The organism is Gordonia amarae NBRC 15530 (assembly GCF_000241345.1).
Taxonomy (GTDB): Bacteria; Actinomycetota; Actinomycetes; order Mycobacteriales; family Mycobacteriaceae; genus Gordonia; species Gordonia amarae.
Genome location: NZ_BAED01000061.1, coordinates 176,988 through 198,435, shown reverse-complemented (window position 1 = coordinate 198,435; position 21,448 = coordinate 176,988). Strand labels below are relative to the sequence as shown.

17 protein-coding genes are annotated in these 21,448 nt (G+C 67.7%); 16 read left to right on the top strand and 1 reads right to left on the bottom strand.

What is annotated here, in order from left to right:
* The first annotated feature begins 97 nt into the window (after positions 1 to 97).
* The 16 genes from GOAMR_RS18215 (at position 98) to GOAMR_RS18140 (ending at position 20,622) form a co-directional block, all read left to right on the top strand.
* Positions 98 to 1,243, top strand: a complete 1,146-nt coding sequence (locus tag GOAMR_RS18215) for an acyl-CoA dehydrogenase family protein (RefSeq protein WP_005191323.1) — start codon at positions 98 to 100, stop codon at positions 1,241 to 1,243.
* Between the two features lie 75 nt (positions 1,244 to 1,318).
* Positions 1,319 to 1,810, top strand: coding sequence for a MaoC family dehydratase (locus tag GOAMR_RS18210; protein ID WP_005191322.1), 492 nt, complete (start codon positions 1,319 to 1,321; stop codon positions 1,808 to 1,810).
* A complete protein-coding gene (locus GOAMR_RS18205; RefSeq protein ID WP_005191319.1) occupies positions 1,803 to 2,645 on the top strand; it encodes an HpcH/HpaI aldolase/citrate lyase family protein in 843 nt (280 codons plus the stop codon). The genes GOAMR_RS18210 and GOAMR_RS18205 overlap by 8 nt, the downstream gene beginning before the upstream one ends.
* A gap of 92 nt (positions 2,646 to 2,737) precedes the next feature.
* Positions 2,738 to 4,684 carry an acetoacetate--CoA ligase gene (locus GOAMR_RS18200; protein WP_005191316.1) on the top strand — a complete coding sequence of 649 codons (1,947 nt, stop codon included), beginning with the start codon at positions 2,738 to 2,740 and terminating at the stop codon, positions 4,682 to 4,684.
* A gap of 198 nt (positions 4,685 to 4,882) precedes the next feature.
* Complete coding sequence (locus tag GOAMR_RS18195) at positions 4,883 to 5,869, top strand: DUF5336 domain-containing protein (RefSeq protein WP_005191313.1); 987 nt, start codon at positions 4,883 to 4,885, stop codon at positions 5,867 to 5,869.
* 157 nt (positions 5,870 to 6,026) lie between these two features.
* Positions 6,027 to 7,574 (top strand): cell division protein PerM, encoded by a 1,548-nt coding sequence (locus GOAMR_RS18190; protein ID WP_005191310.1) that lies wholly within the window; start codon positions 6,027 to 6,029, stop codon positions 7,572 to 7,574.
* Positions 7,575 to 7,688: 114 nt separating this feature from the next.
* On the top strand, positions 7,689 to 8,300 hold the full coding sequence (gene purN / locus GOAMR_RS18185) for a phosphoribosylglycinamide formyltransferase (protein ID WP_040515780.1): 612 nt from the start codon (positions 7,689 to 7,691) through the stop codon (positions 8,298 to 8,300).
* Positions 8,297 to 9,874 carry a bifunctional phosphoribosylaminoimidazolecarboxamide formyltransferase/IMP cyclohydrolase gene (gene purH / locus GOAMR_RS18180; RefSeq protein WP_005191304.1) on the top strand — a complete coding sequence of 526 codons (1,578 nt, stop codon included), beginning with the start codon at positions 8,297 to 8,299 and terminating at the stop codon, positions 9,872 to 9,874. Before purN ends, purH begins: the two co-directional genes overlap by 4 nt.
* Before the next feature lie 183 nt (positions 9,875 to 10,057).
* Complete coding sequence (locus GOAMR_RS18175; RefSeq protein WP_005191301.1) at positions 10,058 to 10,801, top strand: sulfite exporter TauE/SafE family protein; 744 nt, start codon at positions 10,058 to 10,060, stop codon at positions 10,799 to 10,801.
* Between the two features lie 281 nt (positions 10,802 to 11,082).
* Positions 11,083 to 13,770 (top strand): glycine betaine ABC transporter substrate-binding protein, encoded by a 2,688-nt coding sequence (locus tag GOAMR_RS18170; RefSeq protein WP_211599640.1) that lies wholly within the window; start codon positions 11,083 to 11,085, stop codon positions 13,768 to 13,770.
* 109 nt (positions 13,771 to 13,879) lie between these two features.
* Positions 13,880 to 14,248 carry an ArsR/SmtB family transcription factor gene (locus GOAMR_RS18165; protein ID WP_005191295.1) on the top strand — a complete coding sequence of 123 codons (369 nt, stop codon included), beginning with the start codon at positions 13,880 to 13,882 and terminating at the stop codon, positions 14,246 to 14,248.
* Positions 14,249 to 14,279: 31 nt separating this feature from the next.
* The gene (locus GOAMR_RS18160) at positions 14,280 to 14,771 is read left to right on the top strand and encodes an SRPBCC domain-containing protein (protein ID WP_005191292.1); all 492 of its coding nucleotides are present in this window, start codon (positions 14,280 to 14,282) and stop codon (positions 14,769 to 14,771) included.
* Positions 14,768 to 15,331: a DinB family protein gene (locus GOAMR_RS18155; RefSeq protein ID WP_005191288.1), complete on the top strand. Its 564-nt coding sequence runs from the start codon at positions 14,768 to 14,770 to the stop codon at positions 15,329 to 15,331. The genes GOAMR_RS18160 and GOAMR_RS18155 overlap by 4 nt, the downstream gene beginning before the upstream one ends.
* Before the next feature lie 142 nt (positions 15,332 to 15,473).
* The gene (locus tag GOAMR_RS18150) at positions 15,474 to 16,907 is read left to right on the top strand and encodes a sigma 54-interacting transcriptional regulator (RefSeq protein ID WP_085949079.1); all 1,434 of its coding nucleotides are present in this window, start codon (positions 15,474 to 15,476) and stop codon (positions 16,905 to 16,907) included.
* 336 nt (positions 16,908 to 17,243) lie between these two features.
* On the top strand, positions 17,244 to 19,262 hold the full coding sequence (locus GOAMR_RS18145; RefSeq protein WP_005191281.1) for a vWA domain-containing protein: 2,019 nt from the start codon (positions 17,244 to 17,246) through the stop codon (positions 19,260 to 19,262).
* 190 nt (positions 19,263 to 19,452) lie between these two features.
* Positions 19,453 to 20,622 (top strand): phosphotransferase, encoded by a 1,170-nt coding sequence (locus tag GOAMR_RS18140; protein ID WP_005191278.1) that lies wholly within the window; start codon positions 19,453 to 19,455, stop codon positions 20,620 to 20,622.
* Positions 20,623 to 20,756: 134 nt separating this feature from the next.
* Here the strand turns inward: GOAMR_RS18140 and GOAMR_RS24545 are convergent, their stop codons facing one another.
* Positions 20,757 to 21,419 (bottom strand): hypothetical protein, encoded by a 663-nt coding sequence (locus GOAMR_RS24545; protein ID WP_005191275.1) that lies wholly within the window; start codon positions 21,417 to 21,419, stop codon positions 20,757 to 20,759.
* Positions 21,420 to 21,448: the final 29 nt, after the last annotated feature.

Genomic DNA, 21,448 nt, shown 5'->3' with positions numbered 1-21,448 from the left:
CGGGTTTCGAGGCTCCTCGCCGAGCGGCGCGTCACACCTCAGCCGGCGAGGGGGACCTCAGCCGGCAGGGTGTACCAACTAACGGAAAGCATCTGACATGGAATTGACACAGGAGTATACCGACCTGATGCACACGGTGCGCGACTTCGCGCAGACCGTTGTCGCACCGGTGTCGGCGAAACACGATGAAGAGCACAGCTTTCCGTACGAGGTCATCGCCAAGATGGGCGAGATGGGCCTGTTCGGGCTGCCCTTCTCCGAAGAGTACGGCGGCATGGGCGGCGACTACTTCGCCCTCGCGCTCGCGTTGGAGGAACTCGGCAAGGTCGACCAGTCGGTGGCCATCACCCTCGAAGCCGGTGTCGGGCTGGGCGCGATGCCCATCTACAAGTACGGCACCGAGGAACACAAGCAGCAGTACCTGCCCGATCTGCTCGCCGGCAAGGCGCTGGCCGGTTTCGGCCTCACCGAACCGGGCGCCGGATCCGACGCCGGCGCGACGGCCACCACCGCCAAGCAGGACGGCCACGAGTGGGTGATCAACGGCGGCAAGCAGTTCATCACCAACTCCGGCACCGATATCACCTCGCTGGTCACCGTCACCGCCGTCACCGGACTGAAAGCCGACGGCCGCAAGGAGATCTCGACCATCATCGTGCCGTCGGAAACACCCGGATTCGTTGCCGGACCGGCCTACAACAAGGTCGGCTGGAACGCCTCGGACACCCACCCGTTGTCCTTCACCGACGCCCGCGTGCCGGTCGGCAACCTGCTGGGCGAGCGGGGCCGTGGCTACGCCAACTTCCTGTCGATCCTGGACGAGGGCCGCATCGCGATCGCCGCGCTGGCGACGGGTGTGGCTCAGGGCTGCGTCGATGAGAGCGTGAAGTACGCCAAGGAGCGGCAGTCGTTCGGCAAGCCGATCGGGCAGTACCAGTCGATCTCGTTCGCGATCGCCCGCATGGAGGCCCGGGCCCACGTGGCCCGCACCGCCTACTACGACGCCGCGGCGAAGATGCTGGCGGGCAAGCCGTTCAAGAAGGAGGCGTCGATCGCCAAGATGATCTCCTCGGAGGCGGCGATGGACAACGCGCGGATGGCCACCCAGATCCACGGTGGCTACGGCTTCATGAACGAGTACCCGGTGGCCCGGCACTACCGGGATTCGAAGATCCTGGAGATCGGCGAGGGCACCACCGAGGTGCAGCTAATGCTGATCGCCCGGGAACTGGGCTTTGCCTGACACCGCGGGTGTGACCCGGCATAACGGACCTCTGATATACCAGATGAGTCACACTCGTCGAAGGATGTGGAAGCAATGAGCGAGCGCATAGTGCAGCGCGGCCTGTGGTTCGAGGAATACGATGTCGGCGCGATCTACGAGCACCGGCCCGGACGCACGGTCACCGAGGCCGACAACGTACTGTTCACGACGCTGACGATGAACACCCAGGCACTGCACCTCGATGCCGCGTGGTCGGCGCAGCAGCCCGGGTTCGGCGGTCAGCGCCTGATCAACTCGATGTTCACGCTGTCGACCATCGTCGGGCTGTCGGTGGCGCAGCTGACGCAGGGCACCCTGGTGGCCAACCTCGGTTTCGGCGAGGTCGCGTTCCCCGCACCGCTGTTCGCCGGCGACACCCTGTACGCCGAAACCGAATGCACCGGCAAACGGGAGTCGAAGTCCCGGCCCGGCGAGGGCATCGTCAACCTGACCCACATCGGGCGCAACCAGAACGGCGACATCGTCGCCAGGGCCACCCGTTCGACCCTTGTCCGCAAACGACCCGTGGAGCGATTCGATGGCTGACCTGCTGACCAACGCCTGGACCCCGCCCGGCCCGGCGATGCTGTTCTGTCCGGCAGACCGGCCAGACCGGTACAAGAAGGCCCTTGAGCGCGCAGATGTGGTGATCCTGGACCTCGAAGACGCCGTGGGACCGGAGAACCGGCCCGCGGCACGGGAGGCCCTCATCGCCAACCCGATCGACCCCGGCCGGGTGGTGGTCCGGATCAACCCCGCGACCACCGGCGACTACCGCCGCGACCTCGCGGCCATCGCCGAGACCGACTACCGCGTGGTGATGCAGGCCAAGGCCGAGACACCCGAATCGGTGATCGAGACCGCGCTGCAGACCATCGCGCTCGTGGAGACTCCGCTCGGCGCGACCCGAGTCAACGAGATCGCCGCCGTCAGCAACTGCATCGGATTGATGTGGGGCGCCGAGGATCTGGTGGCCGGCCTCGGCGGCAAGTCGAGCCGCTTCGGCGCCGATGAGAAGAAGCCGGGCACTTATCGCGATGTCGCGCTGTGGGTGCGGTCGGCCACCCGGCTCGCCGCCGCCGCCTACGGCAAGTTCGCAGTCGACTCGGTCCACCTCGACATCGAGGATGTCGAGGGGCTGGTGGACGAGATCCGCGACGCCGTCGCCCTCGGCTACACCGCGACGGCCTGCATCCATCCGTCGCAGGTGGCCCACATCCAGGCGGGTTACCAGCCCACGGACGACGAGATCGTCTGGGCGAAAAAGGTTGTCGCCGGATCCGAAGATCACCTGGGCGGGGTGTTCTCCATCGACGGGCAGATGGTCGACGGGCCGGTGCTGCGGCAGGCGCAGGCCGTGCTCGCCCGCGCCGGTGCGTGACCACCGGGCATCAGTCATCTCTGGCAAGGTGTGGGTGCGCGGCCGAGGGGATATCGGTGCCGCACGCGCACATGCTGAGGGGAGTTAGGTAAGTGAGCACGAGTCAGATCGAGAAGTTCGCCGAATCGGCCGGCCTGGCCGGCGCCGGATACGACGCGCTGTGGCAATGGTCCGTCGACAATCCCGCCGCGTTCTGGCGCGCCGTCTGGGACTTTTTCGGAGTGTCCGAACGCGCCGCCGATGCCGTGGGAAACCCGTTGGGGCCGAATGACTCCGATGTGCTGGCCGACGCGTCGATGCCGGGTGCGCGCTGGTTCCCGCGGATGCGGCTCAACTACGTCGACCAGGTTCTGGCGCACGATGGCCGTCCGGGCACGGCCATCGTCGGGGTCGCCGAGGACGGCGAGCGCGGTGAACTGTCGTGGTCCGGGCTCGCCGATCAGGTGTCCCGGCTCGCCGGGACCCTGGAGGATCTCGGTGTCGGTGAGGGCGATGTGGTCGCCGCCTACCTCCCGGACGTCCCCGAGACGGTGGTCGCGTTTCTCGCGACGGCCACGCTCGGCGCCCTCTGGTCGGGCTGTGGACAGGACTACGCACCCGAAGGGGCGGCGGCCCGGTTGGGCCAGTTGCGGCCCAAGGTGCTGTTCACCTCCACCGGCTACCGCTTCAACGGCAAACTCGTCGACAAGAACGCCGACAACGCCGAACTCGCCGGCCTGTTGCCCGGACTCGCCGCGCACATCGTGGTCACCCCGGTCGACGGCCCGCCCGCACCCGCCGGTGTACGCGACTTCGCCGGGGCGGTGGCCGGCGACAAGCAGGTCACGCCGCGACCCGTCGCCTTCGACCATCCGCTGTGGGTGCTGTTCAGTTCCGGTACCACCGGCAAACCCAAGGGCATCGTGCACGGTCATGGCGGGGTGGTGCTCGAGCATCTGAAAGCCGCAGGGCTGCACGGAGATCTGGGTGAAGGAGACATCTTCTTCTGGCACACCGCGCTGAGCTGGATGATGTGGAACTTCCAGGTCGCCGGGCTGCTCACGGGTGCCACGATCGTCACCTACAGTGGCTCACCGCTCTATCCGGACGCCGACAGGCTGTGGCAGCTACTCGAATCCGAACACGTCACCTACTTCGGCACCAGCCCCGGACAGTTGCGGGCCTCGCAGAAGGCGGGCCTGGTGCCCGGCCGCGATCATGATCTGTCCTCGCTGCGCACCCTCGGCAGCACCGGATCCACCTTGGCAGCAGACCTTTTCGACTGGGTCGACGCCAATGTGTCTGCCGAACTGCCGATCTCGTCGATCAGTGGTGGTACCGACGTGGTCTCCGCGTTCGCGGGCGGCAGCACGGGTGTGCCGGTGGTGGCCGGTGAGCTGTCGGTGCGCTATCTCGGTGTGGCGCTGGACAGCTGGGCGCCCGACCGGACCCCGCTGGTCGGCGAGGTGGGGGAGATGGTGATCACCGCCCCGATGCCGTCGATGCCGGTGCACTTCTGGGACGACACCGACGGAAAGCGGTACCACGGCGCCTATTTCGATCACGAGTGGGATGCCGCCGGCGACGTGGTGTGGCGGCATGGGGACTGGGTGACCGTCACCGATCGTGGGTCCCTGGTGATCCACGGGCGCAGCGACGCCACCCTCAACCGGCACGGCATCCGGATGGGATCGGCCGATATCTATGAGGTCGTCGAGGGGTTCGACGAGATCACCGAGGCCTTCGTCCTCGGTGTCGACGGACCCGACGGCAAGTACTGGATGCCGCTGTTCGTCACGCTCGCCGAGGGTGCCGTCGCCGACGACGACCTGAGCAAGCGGATCGCGGCCGAGATCCGCACCCGGCTCTCGCCGCGGCACGTCCCCGACGAGGTGATCGCGGTGCCGGGGATCCCCCATACCCGCACCGGAAAGAAACTTGAGGTGCCGGTGACGGCGATTCTCGCCGGCCGGTCCGAGGTGAATCTCGATCCGCGGTCGGTCGACGACTATTCGCTTATCGATTTCTATACCCGGCTCGGGCGCGATCACGCCTGGTGACGCGGCCGAACCGAGCGCGGACGGATATACCGGAATTGCGCTGTATTCCGGTAGCCGCAGTCCTCGGCACGATCCTGGCTTTCATGCGAAGGTAAAGGCGAGGCTTGCGGTTCACCGCATCGCGTGTATTACCGTGGGACGAGGTCCATTGCGCTCACAGCGGGGGGCGACCACAACCGAGCAGGAGTTCAGAGCATTATGTCGTATCAACCAGGTGGTGGCTACGGGCAGCAGCCCGGCGCCTCCGGTCAGCCCTACGGGCAGCAGTATTCCGGTTACGGCCAGCAGTCGGGGGGTCAGCAGGCTCCCCAGTCCTACGGCCAGCCGTCGTACGGGGGAGGCCAGCAGTCCTACGGACAGCAGCCGCAGCAGTCCCAGCAGTCGCCGGGCCGGTACGGATACGGCGCGGCGCCGAGCACCCCGGCCGCGAGCGGTGGCCACGGGCTGCCCGCCAACGTGCAGCTGATCCTCGCCGCGGCAGTCGGAGGCCTCGGTCTCCTGGCGATGTTCTGCGGGTTCCTCGCGGGGGCCAGCGCGGGCGAGCAATCGGTGCCGGTGTTCGGTTCCGGTTCGCAGTTCGGCGCGCCCTACATCGCGATCGTCGTCGCGGCCTTCCTCGCGCTCACCTACTTCCTGCCGGGCGGAAAGACCCCGCCGGTGGCGGTGGTCGCGGCGCTGACCGTGGCGGGCACGGTCGTCACGCTGTTCGCGATGGTCGCGAAGGGCGACTCCGGCTTCGACACCGGCTCGGGTGCCATCATCCTGCTGGTCGCGGGCATCCTGATGTCGATCGCGGCCGTGCTGTGGCTGCTCATCGACGCCGGTCTGGTCAAGACCGCGGGCACCACCACCTCGCCGTCGGCCGGTACTCCCGCAGCATCCGCTGCCCCGACCCCGACCCCGTCCGCCCCGTCGTCGGAGCCGCAGGCCCCGTCGTACGGCAGCTACGGCGCCACCCAGTACGGACCGTCGTACGGGCAGGGACAGTCGTCGCCGGGTGCCGGTCAGCCGGCGGCCGATCCGGGCGCGGCGCCCTCGGGCGGTCCGTCCTATGGCAGCTACGGCAGCGCCCCGGGGTCCGACAGCGCGACCACGGCGTTCAACAACCCGGGGCAGCACGGTGGCGGCCAGCCCGGTGGAGGCCAGCAGAGCAACTTCTCCTCCGGTTCCGGTTACCAGTACTGACCGGTTCAGATACATACGCACAGTGAGGGTCCGCCGTCCGGCGGGCCCTCACTGTTTTCTGTGAACTCACCGCGACACCTGGTGACTGTGTGATTTTTGGGAGTGGTGCGGCGCGTCGGACGGATGTTGCAGACGTGGCGTGTCAGTCTCGAAGGCGATGGCAACACGAACAGCGACCCGGACCGACACTCTCGCGTCGCGCCTGCGACAGGTGCGGCGCAACCATCGCGCACGCCGCGTCGCGGTCGACGGCTCCGCCCGGGAGTTGCTCATCGTCGCGTTCGCGCTGCCGCTGGCCACGCTCGCGGTGCTGTTCGTGGCACTCCTGGCCACGCTGCTGCTCGCGGGTGCCGATCTCGGCGGTCTGATCGGCACACTCGGCGCCACCTGGCTGGCCGTGCATCAGGTGCCGGTCTCGCTGTCGGGTGTCACGATAGGCGCGCTGCCGCTGCTGCCGACGCTGCTCATCGTCGCGGGCACCGCCGCGGTGGTCCGGTCCGCGGGCCGCGACCGCGACGGCGGCGAGCTCGCCGCCATCGTCGCCGCGGCCGTCGGTGGACCCCTGGTACTCACGGCGATGGCCGTCGCCGTCGTCATGGACGGGGCGACGACCTCCCAGATCCAGAGCCCCGACTCGCTGTCGGCGTTCGTGCGCACGCTGCTGGTGCACGCGGTGGCCGCCGCGATCGGTGTCGGCGCGTCCGCGCACGCACCGCTGCGGCGGCACGTCAGCGTCAGTGCCGCGGACAAGGCCGGTCTGCGTTTCGGTACGGCCGCACTGTTCGCGCTGCTCGCTGTCGGCGGGATCCTCGTGACGGTGCGGCTGATCCTCAACTGGGGTCAGGTGACTGCACTGTTCGACGGCGGCTACGACTTCGACGGCTACCTGGGCCTGGGCGTGTTGTCGGTGCTGTACCTGCCCAACCTCATCGTCGGCGCCGCCGCGATCCTGGTGGGCGCCAGGGCGCAGGTCGGCACCGCATCCGTCGATCTGATGTCGGTGACCGGCGGCGACGTCCCGCCCCTGCCCGTGCTCGCCGCGCTGCCCGGCGAGGGCCTCGGCACCGTCGGCGCCGCGGGTTTCGTGGTGCCCGCGGTGATCGCCCTGGTTGTGGCCGTCAAGTGCCGGTCCGCCGATCCGCTGGCCCATTTCCGCGCCGTCGCCGTGGCAGGTGCGGTGGCCGCCGCCCTGGTGACCGTGCTCGCCGAACTGGCCGGCGGGCGGGTCGGGGAACTCGGCGAGGCGGGCGTCACCCCGGTGACCACCGGTGTCTTCACGCTGGGCTGGATCGTGCTCATCGGCGGTCTCGTCGTGCTGGTCAACGCCCTGCTGCCCGCGGCCCGCGCCACCCGGTCCGCCGCCCGCGCCGCACAGAGGCCGGCTCCGGAGCCGGAGGCCGCGGACGACTGGGAGATGGAATCGGACTGGGACGAAGACGTCGACGACCTGGACGGGGACGACGACCTGGATGAGGACGACGACCTGGACGGGGACGACGACCTGGACGGGGCCGACGACCAGGACACCGACGATCCGGACGGCGACCCAACTGCCGACGCCGGGTCCGACGCGGACGCCGCCGATCAGGCCAAGACCCCGCGTAACACCCGCGTCAACGCGCCAGACTTCGACTTCGGCGAGATGGATCTGGACGAGTACGACACCGAGCGGGCCATCAGCCGCAAGCTCAACGACCGGCTGTGATCTGTCTACGGCGACCTGACAGCAGGTCGCAATCGGGTCACCGTTAGGCTGGCACGAGTGAGTGCAGCCCCAGCAGGATCGCCGACGCCCGAGCCGTCGTCGCAGGTTGCACCTATCTCCGGCCGGTTAGCCCGTATCGTCGTGCTCGCCTCCGGTGCCGGTTCGCTGCTCGCCTCGCTGATCGAACGTTCCCGCAGGCCCGGCTCGGTGTTCGAGATCGTGGCCGTCGGCGTCGACAGGGATTGCGCCGCCGTCTCGATCGCACAGGACGCGGGTATCGCGTCGTTCACCTGCCGGGTCGCCGACCACCCCGATCGTGCCGCCTGGGATGACGCGCTGCGCGATCTCACCGATCAGGCCGCACCCGACTGGGTGGTGACGGCGGGCTTCATGAAGATCCTCGGACCGCGGTTCCTGGGCCGCTTCGGCGGGCACATCGTCAATTCACATCCCGCGCTGCTGCCGTCGTTCCCCGGCGCGCACGGGGTCGCCGACGCCCTCGCCCACGGTGTAAAGGTCACCGGGACAACGGTTCACCTCGTCGACGACGGAGTCGACACCGGACCGATCCTCGCACAGCGAGCCGTGCAGATCGCCGACGACGACACCGCGGACACCCTGCACGAACGGATCAAGATCATCGAGCGCGAACTGCTCGCAGACATGGTGACCGCCCTGGTCGCCAAAGGTGTTGTCATCGAAGGACGAAAGGCCCGCATCCCGTGAACGCTCCTCTCTCAGCCGACGGCCGTCGACCCATCCGCCGGGCGCTCGTGAGTGTCTACGACAAGAGCGGACTGCCCGAACTCGCCGCCACCCTGCACGCGGCGGGAGTGGAGATCGTCTCCACCGGCTCCACCGCCAAGACCATCGCCGACACCGGCGTCCCCGTCATCGAGGTGTCCACCCTCACCGGATTCCCGGAATGCCTTGAGGGACGGGTCAAGACGCTGCATCCCAAGGTGCACGCCGGCATCCTCGCCGACACCCGCAAGAACGATCACCTCGCCCAGCTCGCCGACCTCGGCGTCGAGGCGTTCGAACTCGTGGTGGTCAACCTGTACCCGTTCACCCAGACCGTCGCCTCCGGCGCCTCGCAGGACGAGTGCGTCGAGCAGATCGACATCGGCGGACCGTCGATGGTGCGCGGTGCCGCCAAGAATCATCCGTCGGTGGCCGTGGTGGTCAACCCAGGCGACTACGACGACGTGCGTGCGGCCCTCGACGCGGGCGGATTCACCCTCGCACAGCGGCAACTGCTGGCGGCCAAGGCTTTCCGGCACACCGCAGACTACGACGTAGCCGTGGCCTCGTGGATGTACCGCGCTGTGGTGCCCGGTACCGGTGAGGGCGAGTTCCCCGAATGGGCCGGTGAGACCTGGGAACTCAAAGAGGTGCTGCGCTACGGCGAGAACCCGCATCAGCCCGGCGCGCTCTACCAGTCCACGTCCCGGCCCTCCGGCCTGGCCACCGCCGAGCAGTTGCACGGCAAGCAGATGAGCTTCAACAACTTCACCGACGCCGACGCCGCCTGGCGCAGTGCCCACGACTTCGACGGCCCCGCGGTGGCAATCATCAAGCACGCCAACCCGTGTGGCATCGCCGTCGGCGCCGACATCGGTGAGGCGCACCGCAAGGCGCACGCCTGTGACCCGGTCAGCGCGTACGGCGGCGTGATCGCGGCCAACCGCGAGATCACCGTCGAGATGGCCGAGCAGGTCGCCGAGATCTTCACCGAGGTCCTCATCGCCCCCGGTTTCGCCGACGGTGCGCTGTCGGTGCTCACCCGCAAGAAGAACATCCGGGTGCTGCGCGCGGTTCCGCCCAACAAGGGCAGCGTGGAGCGGCGCCCGGTGTCCGGCGGCATGCTGGTGCAGTGGCGCGACGTGATCGACGCCGAGGGCGACAACCCGGCCAACTGGACCCTCGCCGCCGGAGCGGCCGCCGACGCCGACACCCTCGCCGACCTCGAATTCGCCTGGCGCGCATGCCGTGCGGTCAAGTCCAACGCCATCCTGCTGGCCTCCGACGGCGCGTCGGTGGGTGTGGGCATGGGGCAGGTCAATCGCGTCGACTCCGCGCATCTGGCCGTCAACCGGGCGGGCGAGCGCGCCCAGGGCAGTGTCGCCGCCTCCGACGCGTTCTTCCCGTTCCCCGACGGCCTGCAGGTGCTGATCGCCGGTGGCGTGAAAGCCGTTGTGCAGCCCGGCGGGTCGATCCGTGACAACGAGGTCATTGCCGCCGCCGCCGAGGCCGGGGTCACCCTCTACCTCACGGGCGCACGCCATTTCGCGCACTGACCGGCCGCACCGATCTGCCCACCTCGATCGCTTGCTCCTCCTCCGCTGGTTGAGGTGTGACGAGCCGCTGGCCGAGGAGCCTCGAAACATCGTGAGACGACATTGTCCCCTCACCGGGTTTCGAGGCTCGTCGCTTGCGCTCCTCGCACCTCAACCGGCGGACGGAACCATCTGGAACGCACAATGAGTCCGGTTGTCGAATTCGTATTCCTCCTTGCCGCAGGGTTCGGGGCAGGCCTGATCGGGTATGTCACCGGCCTGGCGTCGGTGGTGAGCTATCCGGCGCTGCTGGCCGTGGGCCTGAGCCCGGTGGCGGCGAACGTCACCAACACCATCTCTGTGGTAGCCGTCGGCATCGGCAGCACCACCCAGGCGGGCAAGGCCCTGTTCGACGGCGAGCGGCGCCGCACGATCCTGGGCATCGTGGCGTCGGTGATCGGCGGTGTCATCGGCGCGGCCGCACTGCTGCTCAGCTCCGAGGGTTCGTTCGAGGTGATCGTCCCGTTCCTGGTGGCGCTCGCCGCTCTCGCGCTGCTGTGCCAGCCGGCGCTGCGTAAGCTCGCCACCCACGACGACAAGCCGTGGCTGTTCTTCCTCGGCATGCTGGCGATCTCGGTGTACGGCGGCTACTTCGGCGCCGGCGCCGGGATCATGGTGCTGGCGCTGATGCTGGTGGTCACCAGCGAACCGCTGTGGAAGGCGGCGCTGTCCAAGTCGCTGTTCCTCGGGATCTCCAACACCGTCGCGGCCATCGCCTTCATCATCTGGGGCCCGGTCGACTGGTGGGCCGCGATCGTGATGGGCGTCGGCTGCTTCGCCGGTGGCTGGTGTGGACCGCCGGTCGTCAAACGCCTGCCCGCCGGCCCGCTGCGCATCACCATCGGCATCGGTGGCCTGGCCCTCGCGGTGTGGCTGGGAGTGCGCTGACACCCCCTGCGTTGCGGCCGGGTCGTCGCTCCGGCCGCAACGCGCTGGGCGTGGTGCACCCACCGCAGTGTGACTGAAATCGCCGGGCCATGCGGCCATTTCTTCACCGCGAAGAAAACTCCGCCGCCTGTCGCAGCCGGTATGCCGCGTGTCGCGCACCCGGGACAGTCGTTGTCCGACTTGTACAATGACGCGCGTTCATCGACAGCTACAGGATGTGGGGCGCGGAGTTGGTAACCGACACCGGCACGGGGCGGCAGATTCCGGTCACCGCCATCACGGTGGCAGCGATCACCGCTGTCGCATTCTGGTCGTTGAAGCCGATCTTCATCACCGAGATCGGGGACAGAGGCGACTACGCCGAGGTGTATATCGCCTCGGCGTCGATCTCGGTGGTCACCAGCGCGGTGGTGTCGCTGTTCCTGTGGCGGAAAGTGGTGGCGCTCGCGCGCGGCGGGCGCCGGACACTGTCGGGGATTCTGTCCGCGAGTGCCTCGGGTTTCTTCCTGGCGCTCTGGTATTACGGCTTCTATCGGGCGCTCTACGGTGCGGACAAGGCCGATGCGACAGTGATCGCGTTCACCTGGCCGCTGATCGCCGTGGTGGTCACCCCGCTGATCGCGCGCAACGCGGCCGCGAAACTCCAGGGTTATCAATGGCTTCTGGTGCTGGCATCGTTCGGCGGGGCGGTGGCGATCGGCGTATCGGGCCTCGGACACAACGGCGGTCCGACGGGCGAGTCCGGCGAGATCGTCTGGGCCTTCGTCGCGGCCATCGGCAGCGGGCTCTATCTGCCCTTCGCCATCAACGCGACAAATGCGTTCAACCATTCGGTCCGGTCGCAGCCGATTGCGACATTCTTCGCAATCTCGGTGGCGAATGTGGTGGCCCTTGCCGGAGTGCTGCTCAGCCTGCGGCTCAACCATCACACGTTGCGTTTCTACGCTTTCGACCGGGAAGTGCTCGTCATCTGTGCACTGATCGGCATCGGAACCTATCTCGTCGCCGAGGTGACGTGGACGTGGGCGTTCCGGGAGTACAAATCACTGACCCTCTCGTCGCTGCCCTACTTCTCGCCCGCGGTGTCGGTGGTCTTGCTGCATGTGCTGTTCAATGAGCCGGTCCGTCCCATCGCGGCGCTGGGCCTGGTGATCATTCTCTTCTCCAATCTCACCCTGCACGCCCGGCAGCGATCGGCGAACGCGGTGTCGTTGACCCTGATCGCCAGCGTCTACGTGGCGTTGGGTTCGCAGCTTCTGCCCGACTCCATCGAAGGACCCACCGCGGAGATGGCCGCGGCGATGACCGGGGTGTTCGCGATCCTCGCCGGCTTCATCCTGTCCCGGGTGGCCGGGCGCCGCACCGAGGAACTCGACGCCCGCACCAGGCTGGTCCGGGCGATGATGGCGGCCGACACCTCGGACGATCACGAGGAACCGGACTGGTTTCTGCGCAACCTGCTCGAGCTGGAATTCGAGCGCTCCGCGGACGTCCGGGAGGACCGGGCGCTGGCGATCGTCGACCGCGTGCGCACCGCAGTCGCATCCCCGGACGCACGCCGGGAGGTCCTCGACGCCTTTGCTGAGTGGCGGGCCATTCACATGGATCGGCTGTCGGTCGGCGAATGGGCGGCGCTCTGGATCACCGGCCTCGGCAGTATCCTCACCGTGCTGCTGTTGCGCGGACCGTCGTTCCTCGGCAATGTCGGCGCGGTGGCGTTCGCGGCGGGCGCATTCCTGGTGATGTTCACCATCTACGACTACGACCGCAACAACATTCACGGATTCAAGAACCAATTGTGGCGTCTTGAGCAGGGATTCCGGGAGATCGGCAAGCCATACTACGTGCCTACCGAGGTCCTCAGTTCCGGAGATGTGAACTCGCTCAGGCTACCCGGAACCGTGCGTACTTCGGTGGACGGTGACTACGACGCGACGCGCGAGGTCGAAGTGACACCGACCGCACGCACATTCACGGTGTTCTATCTGTCGACCGCCGCGCTGGCGATCGTGGCGGTGATGTTGCTGCCATTCGCGTCGGCGGGCGGATATGGCGATCGCAACGTCTTCGCACCGCGCCCGGGATCCTCGGCGGAGTCGGAGCTGTTCGTCCGCGACGGAAGCCTGCCGACCATCACGATCGCCGACCCCGGGTGGCCCGCGGCGAGTGTGATCGCGCAGATCCTGCGGCACGTGGTGGAGACGCCGCAGGTGCGGGTCAAGGTCCAGTCGATGGATCAGGTGGGTGCGGTGGCCGCGCTCACCGGAAACAAACCGTCCGTCCAGATCCATCCGGACCTGTGGTTGCAGAACCAGAGCGACAGCTTCCGATCGCAGATCGACACCGGCAAGATCATGCTCAATAACAGCAGCTATCGCGGCGGCCAGGGCATCTACATCCTGGACAAGAAGGGGCAGGCACCGCTGACGTCGGTGACCGATCTCGCGGACAAGGCCACCGCCTCGCGCTTCGACACAGACGGCGACGGTAAGGCCGAGATCTGGGCGGGTCCGCGCGGCTGGGAATCGACGAAGCTGCTCGACAAGTGGATCGGGGCGCAGAAAGATCTGCGGATCGAGGGGGAGTCGTACAGCGAGACCATCTTCCGGGCGTACCTGAAACGGGAGGCCGGAAAACGGCCGCTGCTCTTTTACGCCTACGAACCCGACTGGCTGCACGAGCAGTACTCGCCGCGACTGCTCACCGCCGACCCGTTCAAGCGCACCGGGTGCACCACCGGCTACCAGGACGAGTGCGGGGCCGATGTCGACGTACATGTCGCCTGGACGCGCACCCTGCAGAAGATCTCGCCCATCGCATTCGCGAGGCTCTCCCGCGTCCACTTCGGCATCGACGAGGTCAACGAGTTCGTGTACGCGGTGGACCGGCGAAAGAAGACGCCCGACGAGGTGGCCCGCGACTGGATCGCCACTCACCGATCGGAGTTCCAGGAGTGGCAGCACCCGTGAGCGCCGCGTGACGGTCTGATCCGCCCTCTGCATTCTCAACCAGATGGTTGACAAAGGGCGGACCGGGGTGCAGAGTGGTATTCAACCAACAGGTTGAGGAAGGGTTTCGATGACGGACCAGCTCTCCAAGGTGTTCGCCGCACTCGCGGACCCCACCCGGCGCGACATTGTCGCCCGGCTGACGGAGTCCGACGCGACGGTAGGCGAGATCGCGGAGCCGTATGACGTCAGTCTGCAGGCCGTTTCCAAACATCTGAAGGTGCTCGAGGACGCGGGACTCGTCACGCGGACCCGGGAAGCGCAACGACGGCCGGTGCATTTGGAAGCGGAGGTATTCGACCTCATGACCAAGTGGATCGAGCGATACCGCCGGCGGGCCGAGGAGCGCTATCAACGCCTCGACGCCCTGCTCGACGAGATGAACGGCGTCGAAGACGACGACCTGGACACCACCATCACCGAACGCGACGCGGGCTGACCGGTCGCGACACGCAGTAAGGACTGTCATCATGACCACCTCCACCCGCTACCCGCAGGCAGCCATCGAGGCCGACCCGAAGGTTCCGATCATCCGCATCACCCGCGACTTCCGCGGCACCACAGCACAATTGATGAAGGCGCACACCGATCCCGAACTGTACGCCCGGTGGGTCGGTCCCGACGGCGTCCCGTGCAAGATCATCGACTGGGACGCCCGCAACGGCGGCAGCTGGCGGTACGTCGCCATCGCCGGCGACGACGAGCACGGCTTCCGTGGCTGCTTCCACACCGTCTCCGACGACAAGATCGTGCAGACCTTCACCTGGGAGGGCATGCCCGACCAGGTGTCGCTGGAAACGGTGTGGTTTGAGGACCTCGGCGACGGCACCACCCGGCTGCACGCCCAATCCCTGTGCGACAGTTTCGAATCCCGCGACGGTTGGCTGGCGTCGGGGATGGAGGTGGGCGTCAACGACGGCTACGCCGCCATCGACCGCCTGCTCGAATCCGGGGAACTGTGACAGACCTGACCGGGCTCTCGCCCGCCGACCGGCACCGCGTGGTCGCCGCAGGGTTCGCCGAACAGGTTGCGGCAACCGAGGATTGGTCGGCACCCACCGCCGTCGACGGCTGGGTGGCGCTCGACGTGGTGCGTCACCTGATCGACTGGCTCCCCGGTTTCCTCGCCGCCGGCGGCATCGAACTCGCCCCCACCGGGTCCGTCGATGACGATCCCGCTGCGGCCTGGACTTCGAGAAGCGAAGCGATCCAACGACTTCTGGACGGACCCGACGCGGCGTCGGAGTTCACACACCCGATGGTGGGCACACACGTGCTGACCGATGCGATCGACAGCGTCTACACCGCCGACGTGTTCATGCACACGTGGGACCTCGCCTCGGCGTCGGGCCGGGAGTCCGGCCTCGACCCGGCCTTCGCCGAACAACTCCGCACCGGGATGGCCGGCATCGAAGACATGCTGCGGGCCTCGGGCCAATACGGTGCCGCCGTCGACGTGCCCGCCGATGCCGGCGCCGTCGACAAGCTGATGGGGTTCATCGGCCGCGATCCGAGGAGGTAGCCGAGTCCGAGGTGGTGACGTCATGCAGCGAAGGTCGCCGGACCCTTCGAGACCCTCGCTCGTCCCGAAGGGTCCGGCGAGACGGGGCTCCCAACCCCGCCCACGGTCTGCTCACGCACACGTGTCGGGGGCGCGGAGTAGCGTGGTTGGGGTGCCAGAGGAGACCTTCACTGCAACCACCTCGCAAATCACCGAAACGCGCCATCCGGCAGCCCGCACCGTGGGTGAACTGCGGGCGAGCGGACATGTGCAGCGGTCGATCCGCGACGAGATCCGCAACAACCTGCTGACCGCGCTGCGGGAGGGCCGCGATCCGTGGCCCGGCATCGTCGGCTTCGAGTCGACGGTGATCCCGCAACTCGAACGGGCCCTCATCGCCGGCCATGATGTGGTGATGCTCGGCGAACGCGGCCAGGGCAAGACCCGCGTGCTACGCACCCTCGTCGGTCTGCTCGACGAGTGGACGCCCGTCATCGCCGGCTCCGAACTCGGTGAGCATCCGTACGAGCCGATCACCCCGGCGTCCATCCGCCGCGCCGCCGACCTGCTGGACGAGCTGCCGATCGAGTGGCGGCACCGCAGCGAGCGCTACAGCGAGAAGCTGGCCACCCCCGACACGTCGGTGGCCGACCTCGTCGGCGACATCGACCCGATGAAGGTGGCCGAGGGCCGCAGCCTCGGCGACCCCGAGACCATCCACTTCGGCCTCATCCCGCGCGCCCACCGCGGCATCGTCGCCATCAACGAACTGCCCGACCTGGCCGAACGTATTCAGGTGTCGATGCTGAACGTGATGGAGGAACGCGACATCCAGGTGCGGGGCTACTCGCTGCGCCTGCCGCTGGACGTGCTGGTGATGGCCAGCGCCAACCCGGAGGACTACACCAACCGCGGCCGCATCATCACCCCGCTCAAGGACCGCTTCGGTGCCGAGATCCGCACCCACTACCCGCTCGAACTCGACGACGAGGTGTCGGTCATCGAGCAGGAGGCCGACCTCACCGCGACGGTGCCCGAGGTGATCGAAGAGATCATCGCCCGCTTCACCCGCTACGCCCGCGACCATCCGTCCATCGACCGCCGTTCCGGTGTGTCGGCGCGTTTCTCCATCGCCGCCGCCGAGACTGTGGCCGCCGCCGCCCTGCACCGCGCCACGGTGACGGGCGAGGAGACCGCCGTGGCCCGCATCGTCGACCTCGAATCGGTGGTGGAGGTGCTGCGCGGCAAGATCGAGTTCGAATCCGGCGAAGAGGGCCGCGAACTGGAGATCCTCGAACACCTGATGCGCAAGTCCACCGCCGACGCCGTGCGGGCCCACCTCGGCGGCGTCGACATGGCCGCGCTGGTGACCGCGCTGGAGGAGGGCGAACCCGTCGTCACCGGCGACCGCGTCACCGCCGCCGACTTCCTCGCCTCCATCCCCGACGTCCCGGTCGTCGACGAGATCGCCGCCCGCCTCGGCGCCGACAGCGAGGGCGAGCGTGCCAACGCCGTCGAACTGGCCCTCGAAGGTCTCTACCTGGCCCGCCGAATCGGCAAAGAAGCCGACGAAACCGGCCAGACCGTCTACGGCTGACCTCTCGGGCTGCGCTGATGAACAAGCGACCACCAGTTGTGACTGACGCCGGGGTGACGGTCGCCCGACCACACCTCGCAATCTGTGAGGTCGGTTCGAGGGTTGCGCGACCGCACCTCGCGATCTGTCAGGTCGGTTCGAGGGTTGCACGACCGCACCTCGCGATCTGTGAGGTCGGTTCGAGGGTCGCGCGACCGCACGTCTTGACTGCCGTGTCCGGTGTGGGGGTTGCGCGACCCTACTTCTTGATCCCTGAGGCCGAAGCGACGAAGGAGCGAGGGTCACGAAGGGTCCGGCGACCTTCCGCGCCTGACGTCACCACCTCGAGGAGCGACCATGGCAGATAACCCGACCACCCCGCGCCGTTCCTTCCACCGCGCGCGCTACCAGCGGTACACGGGCGGCCCCGACCCGCTCGCCCCACCCGTCGACCTGCGGGAGGCATTGCGGGAGATCGGTGACGACGTGATGGCCGGGACGTCGCCGCAACATGCCCTGCGCGAGTTCCTGCGCCGCGGGTCGAAGGACATGCGCGGCCTCGACAAACTGCGCGAACAGATCAACCGCCGCCGCCAAGAACTGCTGCGCAGCCGCAACCTCGACGGAACCTTCCAGGAGATCCGTGAACTCCTCGACCGCGCGGTCCTGGAGGAACGCAAACAACTCGCCCGCGACCTCGACGACGACGCCCGCTTCGCCGAGATGCAGATCGGCAACCTGCCGGCGTCGACGGCGCAGGCGGTGGACGAACTGTCCAACTACGAGTGGCGCAGCGCCCAGGCCCGGGAGGACTTCGAGAAGATCAAGGACCTCCTCGGCCGTGAGCTGCTCGATCAACGGTTCGCCGGGATGAAGCAGGCGATGGAGGGCGCCACCGAGGCCGACCGGCAACGCATCACCGACATGCTCACCGACCTCAACAAGCTCCTCGACGCCCACAACCGCGGTGAGGACACGACAGAGCAGTTCCGTGAGTTCATGGACAAGCACGGTGACTTCTTCCCCGAAAACCCGCGCAACACCGAAGAACTCATCGATTCGCTGGCGCAACGGTCGGCGGCGGCACAGCAGTTCTACAACTCGCTCACCCCGGAACAGCGCGCCGAACTCGATCAACTCTCCCAGCAGGCATTCGGGTCCCCCGAGCTGATGAGTCAACTGGCGCAGATGGATTCGGCGTTGCGGCAGGCCCGGCCGGGCCTGGGCTGGGACGAGTCGAGCGAGTTCTCCGGCGGGCAGGGGATGGGCCTGGGGGAGGGGGCGGCCGCCCTGCGCGACATCGGTGAGCTGGACGCTCTCAGCGAGCAACTGTCCCAACAGTATTCGGGTGCCCAACTGGACGACATCGACCTCGACGCCTTGATGCGCCAGCTTGGTGAGGAGGCCGTCGTCGATGCCCGGCGCCTGGCCGAACTCGACAAGGCGCTCCGCGACGAAGGCTTCTTCGATCGCTCGGCCGACGGTGAATTCCGGTTGAGTCCCAAGGCGATGCGCCAGCTCGGGCAGTCGATCTTCAAGGATGTGGCTGAACAGATGTCGGGGCGCGGCGGCGAACGCCAGACCCGCAACAGCGGCCGCCTCGGCGAGCCGACGGGCGCCTCCCGGGAATGGCAATTCGGTGACACCGACCCGTGGGACGTGACCCGCACCGTGTCCAACTCGGTGCTGCGTACCCTGTCCGAGGCCACTGACCCGGCATCGGCGATCCGCGGCATCGCCGAGAGTGGTGTCCGGATCGACGTGCGCGACGTCGAGGTCGCCGACACCGAATCACGCACGCAGGCGGCCGTGGTGCTGCTGGTGGACACCTCGTTCTCGATGGAGATGGAGGGCCGCTGGACGCCGATGAAGCGCACCGCGATCGCGCTCAATCATCTTGTGTCCACCCGGTTCCGGTCCGATGAATTGCACCTGATCGCCTTCGGCCGGCATGCCCGCACCATCGACATCGCCGAACTGACCGGTCTGCAGCCACGCTGGGAGCAGGGCACCAACCTGCACCACGCGCTGCTGCTGGCGCAGCGCCATCTGCGGCGGTTCCCGAACGCGCAGCCGGTGGTGCTGGTGGTGACCGACGGTGAACCCACCGCCCACCTCGACCCGTCGGGGGAGCCGTTCTTCTTCTACCCGCCGCACCCGCAGACCATCGCGCTGACGGTCCGCGAACTCGACCACGTCTCCCGCCTCGGCGCCCAGGTGACATTCTTCCGCCTCGGCGACGACCCGGGCCTGGCGAACTTCATGGACCAGATCGCCCGCCGCATCGGTGGCCGCGTCGTCGCCCCCGACCTCGACGGACTCGGTGCCGCCGTCGTCGGCGACTACCTCAAGTCTCGCTCCCGCCGCCGCGCCTGACCTGGATGCCGCGCCTCGCCTGGCGGCTCGGCTCCTCAGGGATCAAGTAGGTGTTGGCCGGCTCGTCGCGAGCGGTCATCTTGATCCCTGAGGCCGATGCGACGAAGGAGCGAGGGTCTCGAAGGGTCCGGTGAGATGATCGCATGACCGGACCACCCCGTACTGACGCATCAACGGTAAGATATTCGGGATGGTGGAGATGGCGACGATCGCCGAGGTGGCACGCACCCTCAAGAACATCGCGCTCGGGGCATCGCCGTGGGCGCCGGGGCAGGGGAACTACGGGGTCGGCGGATTCACTGCCGACGAACTGACCGCGGCGCTGGCGAGCGGCGTCCCCGGTGCCCGGGTCGAGGCCGTCGACGTCCACGCCGCCGACGCGATGACCACCGACCATGCCCACCTCGCCCTCACCTGGAATGAGACCGGACGGGCCGCGAGCCTGCCGGCCAAACTGTTCACCAAAGGCACACCCGCCGCGGCGTCGACCCGGATCCTCAACTCGGCATTCGGCTTGTGCCAGAACGAGGTCCGCTTCTACAACGAGCTGTACCCGGCCGTCGCCGGCATCACCCTCACCCCGTACGGTGCCCGGCTGCGCAGCGGTGGCAGGTTCGCGATCGCCCTGGCCACCCTCGAACCGCACGAGGCGAGGTTCTTCGAACTCGGCAGTACTGTCCCGCTCGCGCACGCCGAGTCCGTCATCGACGCGCTGGCGAGACTCCACGCCGCGTACTGGGAGTCACCGCGATTCGCCGGTGACCTGAACTGGCTCACCCCGTACTCCCGCCAGCCCGGCTGGCCCATCGGGCAACGCGTGATGCCGCTGGTCAACCGCACCTGGCTGCAACGCCGCGACGACGTTCCGGCGCGGATCAAACAACTCACCACCCGATACCTCAAGAACCAGAACATCTTCGACGCCGAACTCGAATCGCTGCCGCCGACGTTCTGCCACGGAGACACCCACGCCGCCAACACCTTCGCCCGCGCCGACGGCAGCGCCGGCCTGTTCGACTGGCAGCAGGTGCACAAGGCTCCCGGTATGCGCGACGTCACCTACTTCATCGGTTGGTCCCTCGAACCGGAGCTGCGCGCGGCGTCGGAAAGGGATCTCATCGGCCGCTACCTCGACGGTCTGCGCGCCCACGGCATCGCCGACGCGCCATCCCTCGACGGCGCGTACGAACTGCACCGATGGCTGATGATGATCGCCTGGAACGCCGCCTGGGCACCCCTGGCCATGTACGGCGGCGACGACAAGACTCTCTGCACGCGACTTCTGTCCCGCTTCACCGCCGCCCTGCAGGACCTCGATACCGCGGAAGCAGTCAGCGCCGTGCTCGACCGACACGCTTGACCCTACCCCGGGGGCAGACCTCACAGTGGTCGTCAGCGGGAAACTCCCGCATCCGGAAACGGGGAGAGAATGGGTCACCGTCGACAAGCCGTTCCCGATCGACATCGAACTACCGCCCGTCACCTGGGGAAAGCTCACCGGTTCCAGTTACCGGGCGGCTGGTTTCCGGGATATCCGCCGGGGTTCTGCGAATAGTGCTGGTAGCCGCCGGGCTGATAACCGGGGTATCCACCGGGCGGGGGATAGTTCTGGTAGCCGCCCGCCGGCGGGTAGCTGGTCGGGGGTGGTGTCTTGCGGCTCGCGCCGACAATCCACAGGACGCCGCCGACGATCACCAGGACCAGTCCCGCGCCGCCACCGAACACCGCGAGGAGCACACCGCCGACGCCCTGGAAGATGCCCGTCACGGAAAGGTCCGACGTCGCGACCGTGTAGCTGTCGCAGGTGATGGTGTACGTCCCGGACTTGGTGAAACCGACGCCCTGATACGACGTCACAGACTTGCCCTCATAGGTGAAGGTGGTGTCGTAGTGAGACTTGATTGTCCTGGTGGGAGCCGGACCGTCGAACCGGCAGTTCGGGCGTTCGGATTCGTTCCCGACGGTCTGGCCGAAGAGGTAGATCTCGTCGCCTGCGTCGAACCGCTTTGTCATCTCGCCGTCGTCGATGACGAAGGCGTCCTCGGCGAGACCTTTGACCTGGCCGAATCCTGTCGCGGCGAAGAACACACCGACCGCGACGGACGCGAGCATGATCACGAGTCCGAGGATCGTGAACCACTTGCCGACTTTTGCCATGTCCGGATAGTCCCATACCGTGCGGTCGA

What these genes read in the sequence shown, in the direction of transcription:
- GOAMR_RS18215 (WP_005191323.1), top strand. Translation starts at nt 98, where the DNA reads ATGGAATTGACACAGGAGTATACCGACCTGATGCACACGGTGCGCGAC.
- GOAMR_RS18210 (WP_005191322.1), top strand. Translation starts at nt 1,319, where the DNA reads ATGAGCGAGCGCATAGTGCAGCGCGGCCTGTGGTTCGAGGAATACGAT.
- GOAMR_RS18205 (WP_005191319.1), top strand. Translation starts at nt 1,803, where the DNA reads ATGGCTGACCTGCTGACCAACGCCTGGACCCCGCCCGGCCCGGCGATG.
- GOAMR_RS18195 (WP_005191313.1), top strand. Translation starts at nt 4,883, where the DNA reads ATGTCGTATCAACCAGGTGGTGGCTACGGGCAGCAGCCCGGCGCCTCC.
- GOAMR_RS18190 (WP_005191310.1), top strand. Translation starts at nt 6,027, where the DNA reads ATGGCAACACGAACAGCGACCCGGACCGACACTCTCGCGTCGCGCCTG.
- GOAMR_RS18175 (WP_005191301.1), top strand. Translation starts at nt 10,058, where the DNA reads ATGAGTCCGGTTGTCGAATTCGTATTCCTCCTTGCCGCAGGGTTCGGG.
- GOAMR_RS18165 (WP_005191295.1), top strand. Translation starts at nt 13,880, where the DNA reads ATGACGGACCAGCTCTCCAAGGTGTTCGCCGCACTCGCGGACCCCACC.
- GOAMR_RS18160 (WP_005191292.1), top strand. Translation starts at nt 14,280, where the DNA reads ATGACCACCTCCACCCGCTACCCGCAGGCAGCCATCGAGGCCGACCCG.
- GOAMR_RS18145 (WP_005191281.1), top strand. Translation starts at nt 17,244, where the DNA reads ATGGCAGATAACCCGACCACCCCGCGCCGTTCCTTCCACCGCGCGCGC.
- GOAMR_RS18140 (WP_005191278.1), top strand. Translation starts at nt 19,453, where the DNA reads ATGGTGGAGATGGCGACGATCGCCGAGGTGGCACGCACCCTCAAGAAC.
- GOAMR_RS24545 (WP_005191275.1), bottom strand. Translation starts at nt 21,419, where the DNA reads ATGGCAAAAGTCGGCAAGTGGTTCACGATCCTCGGACTCGTGATCATG.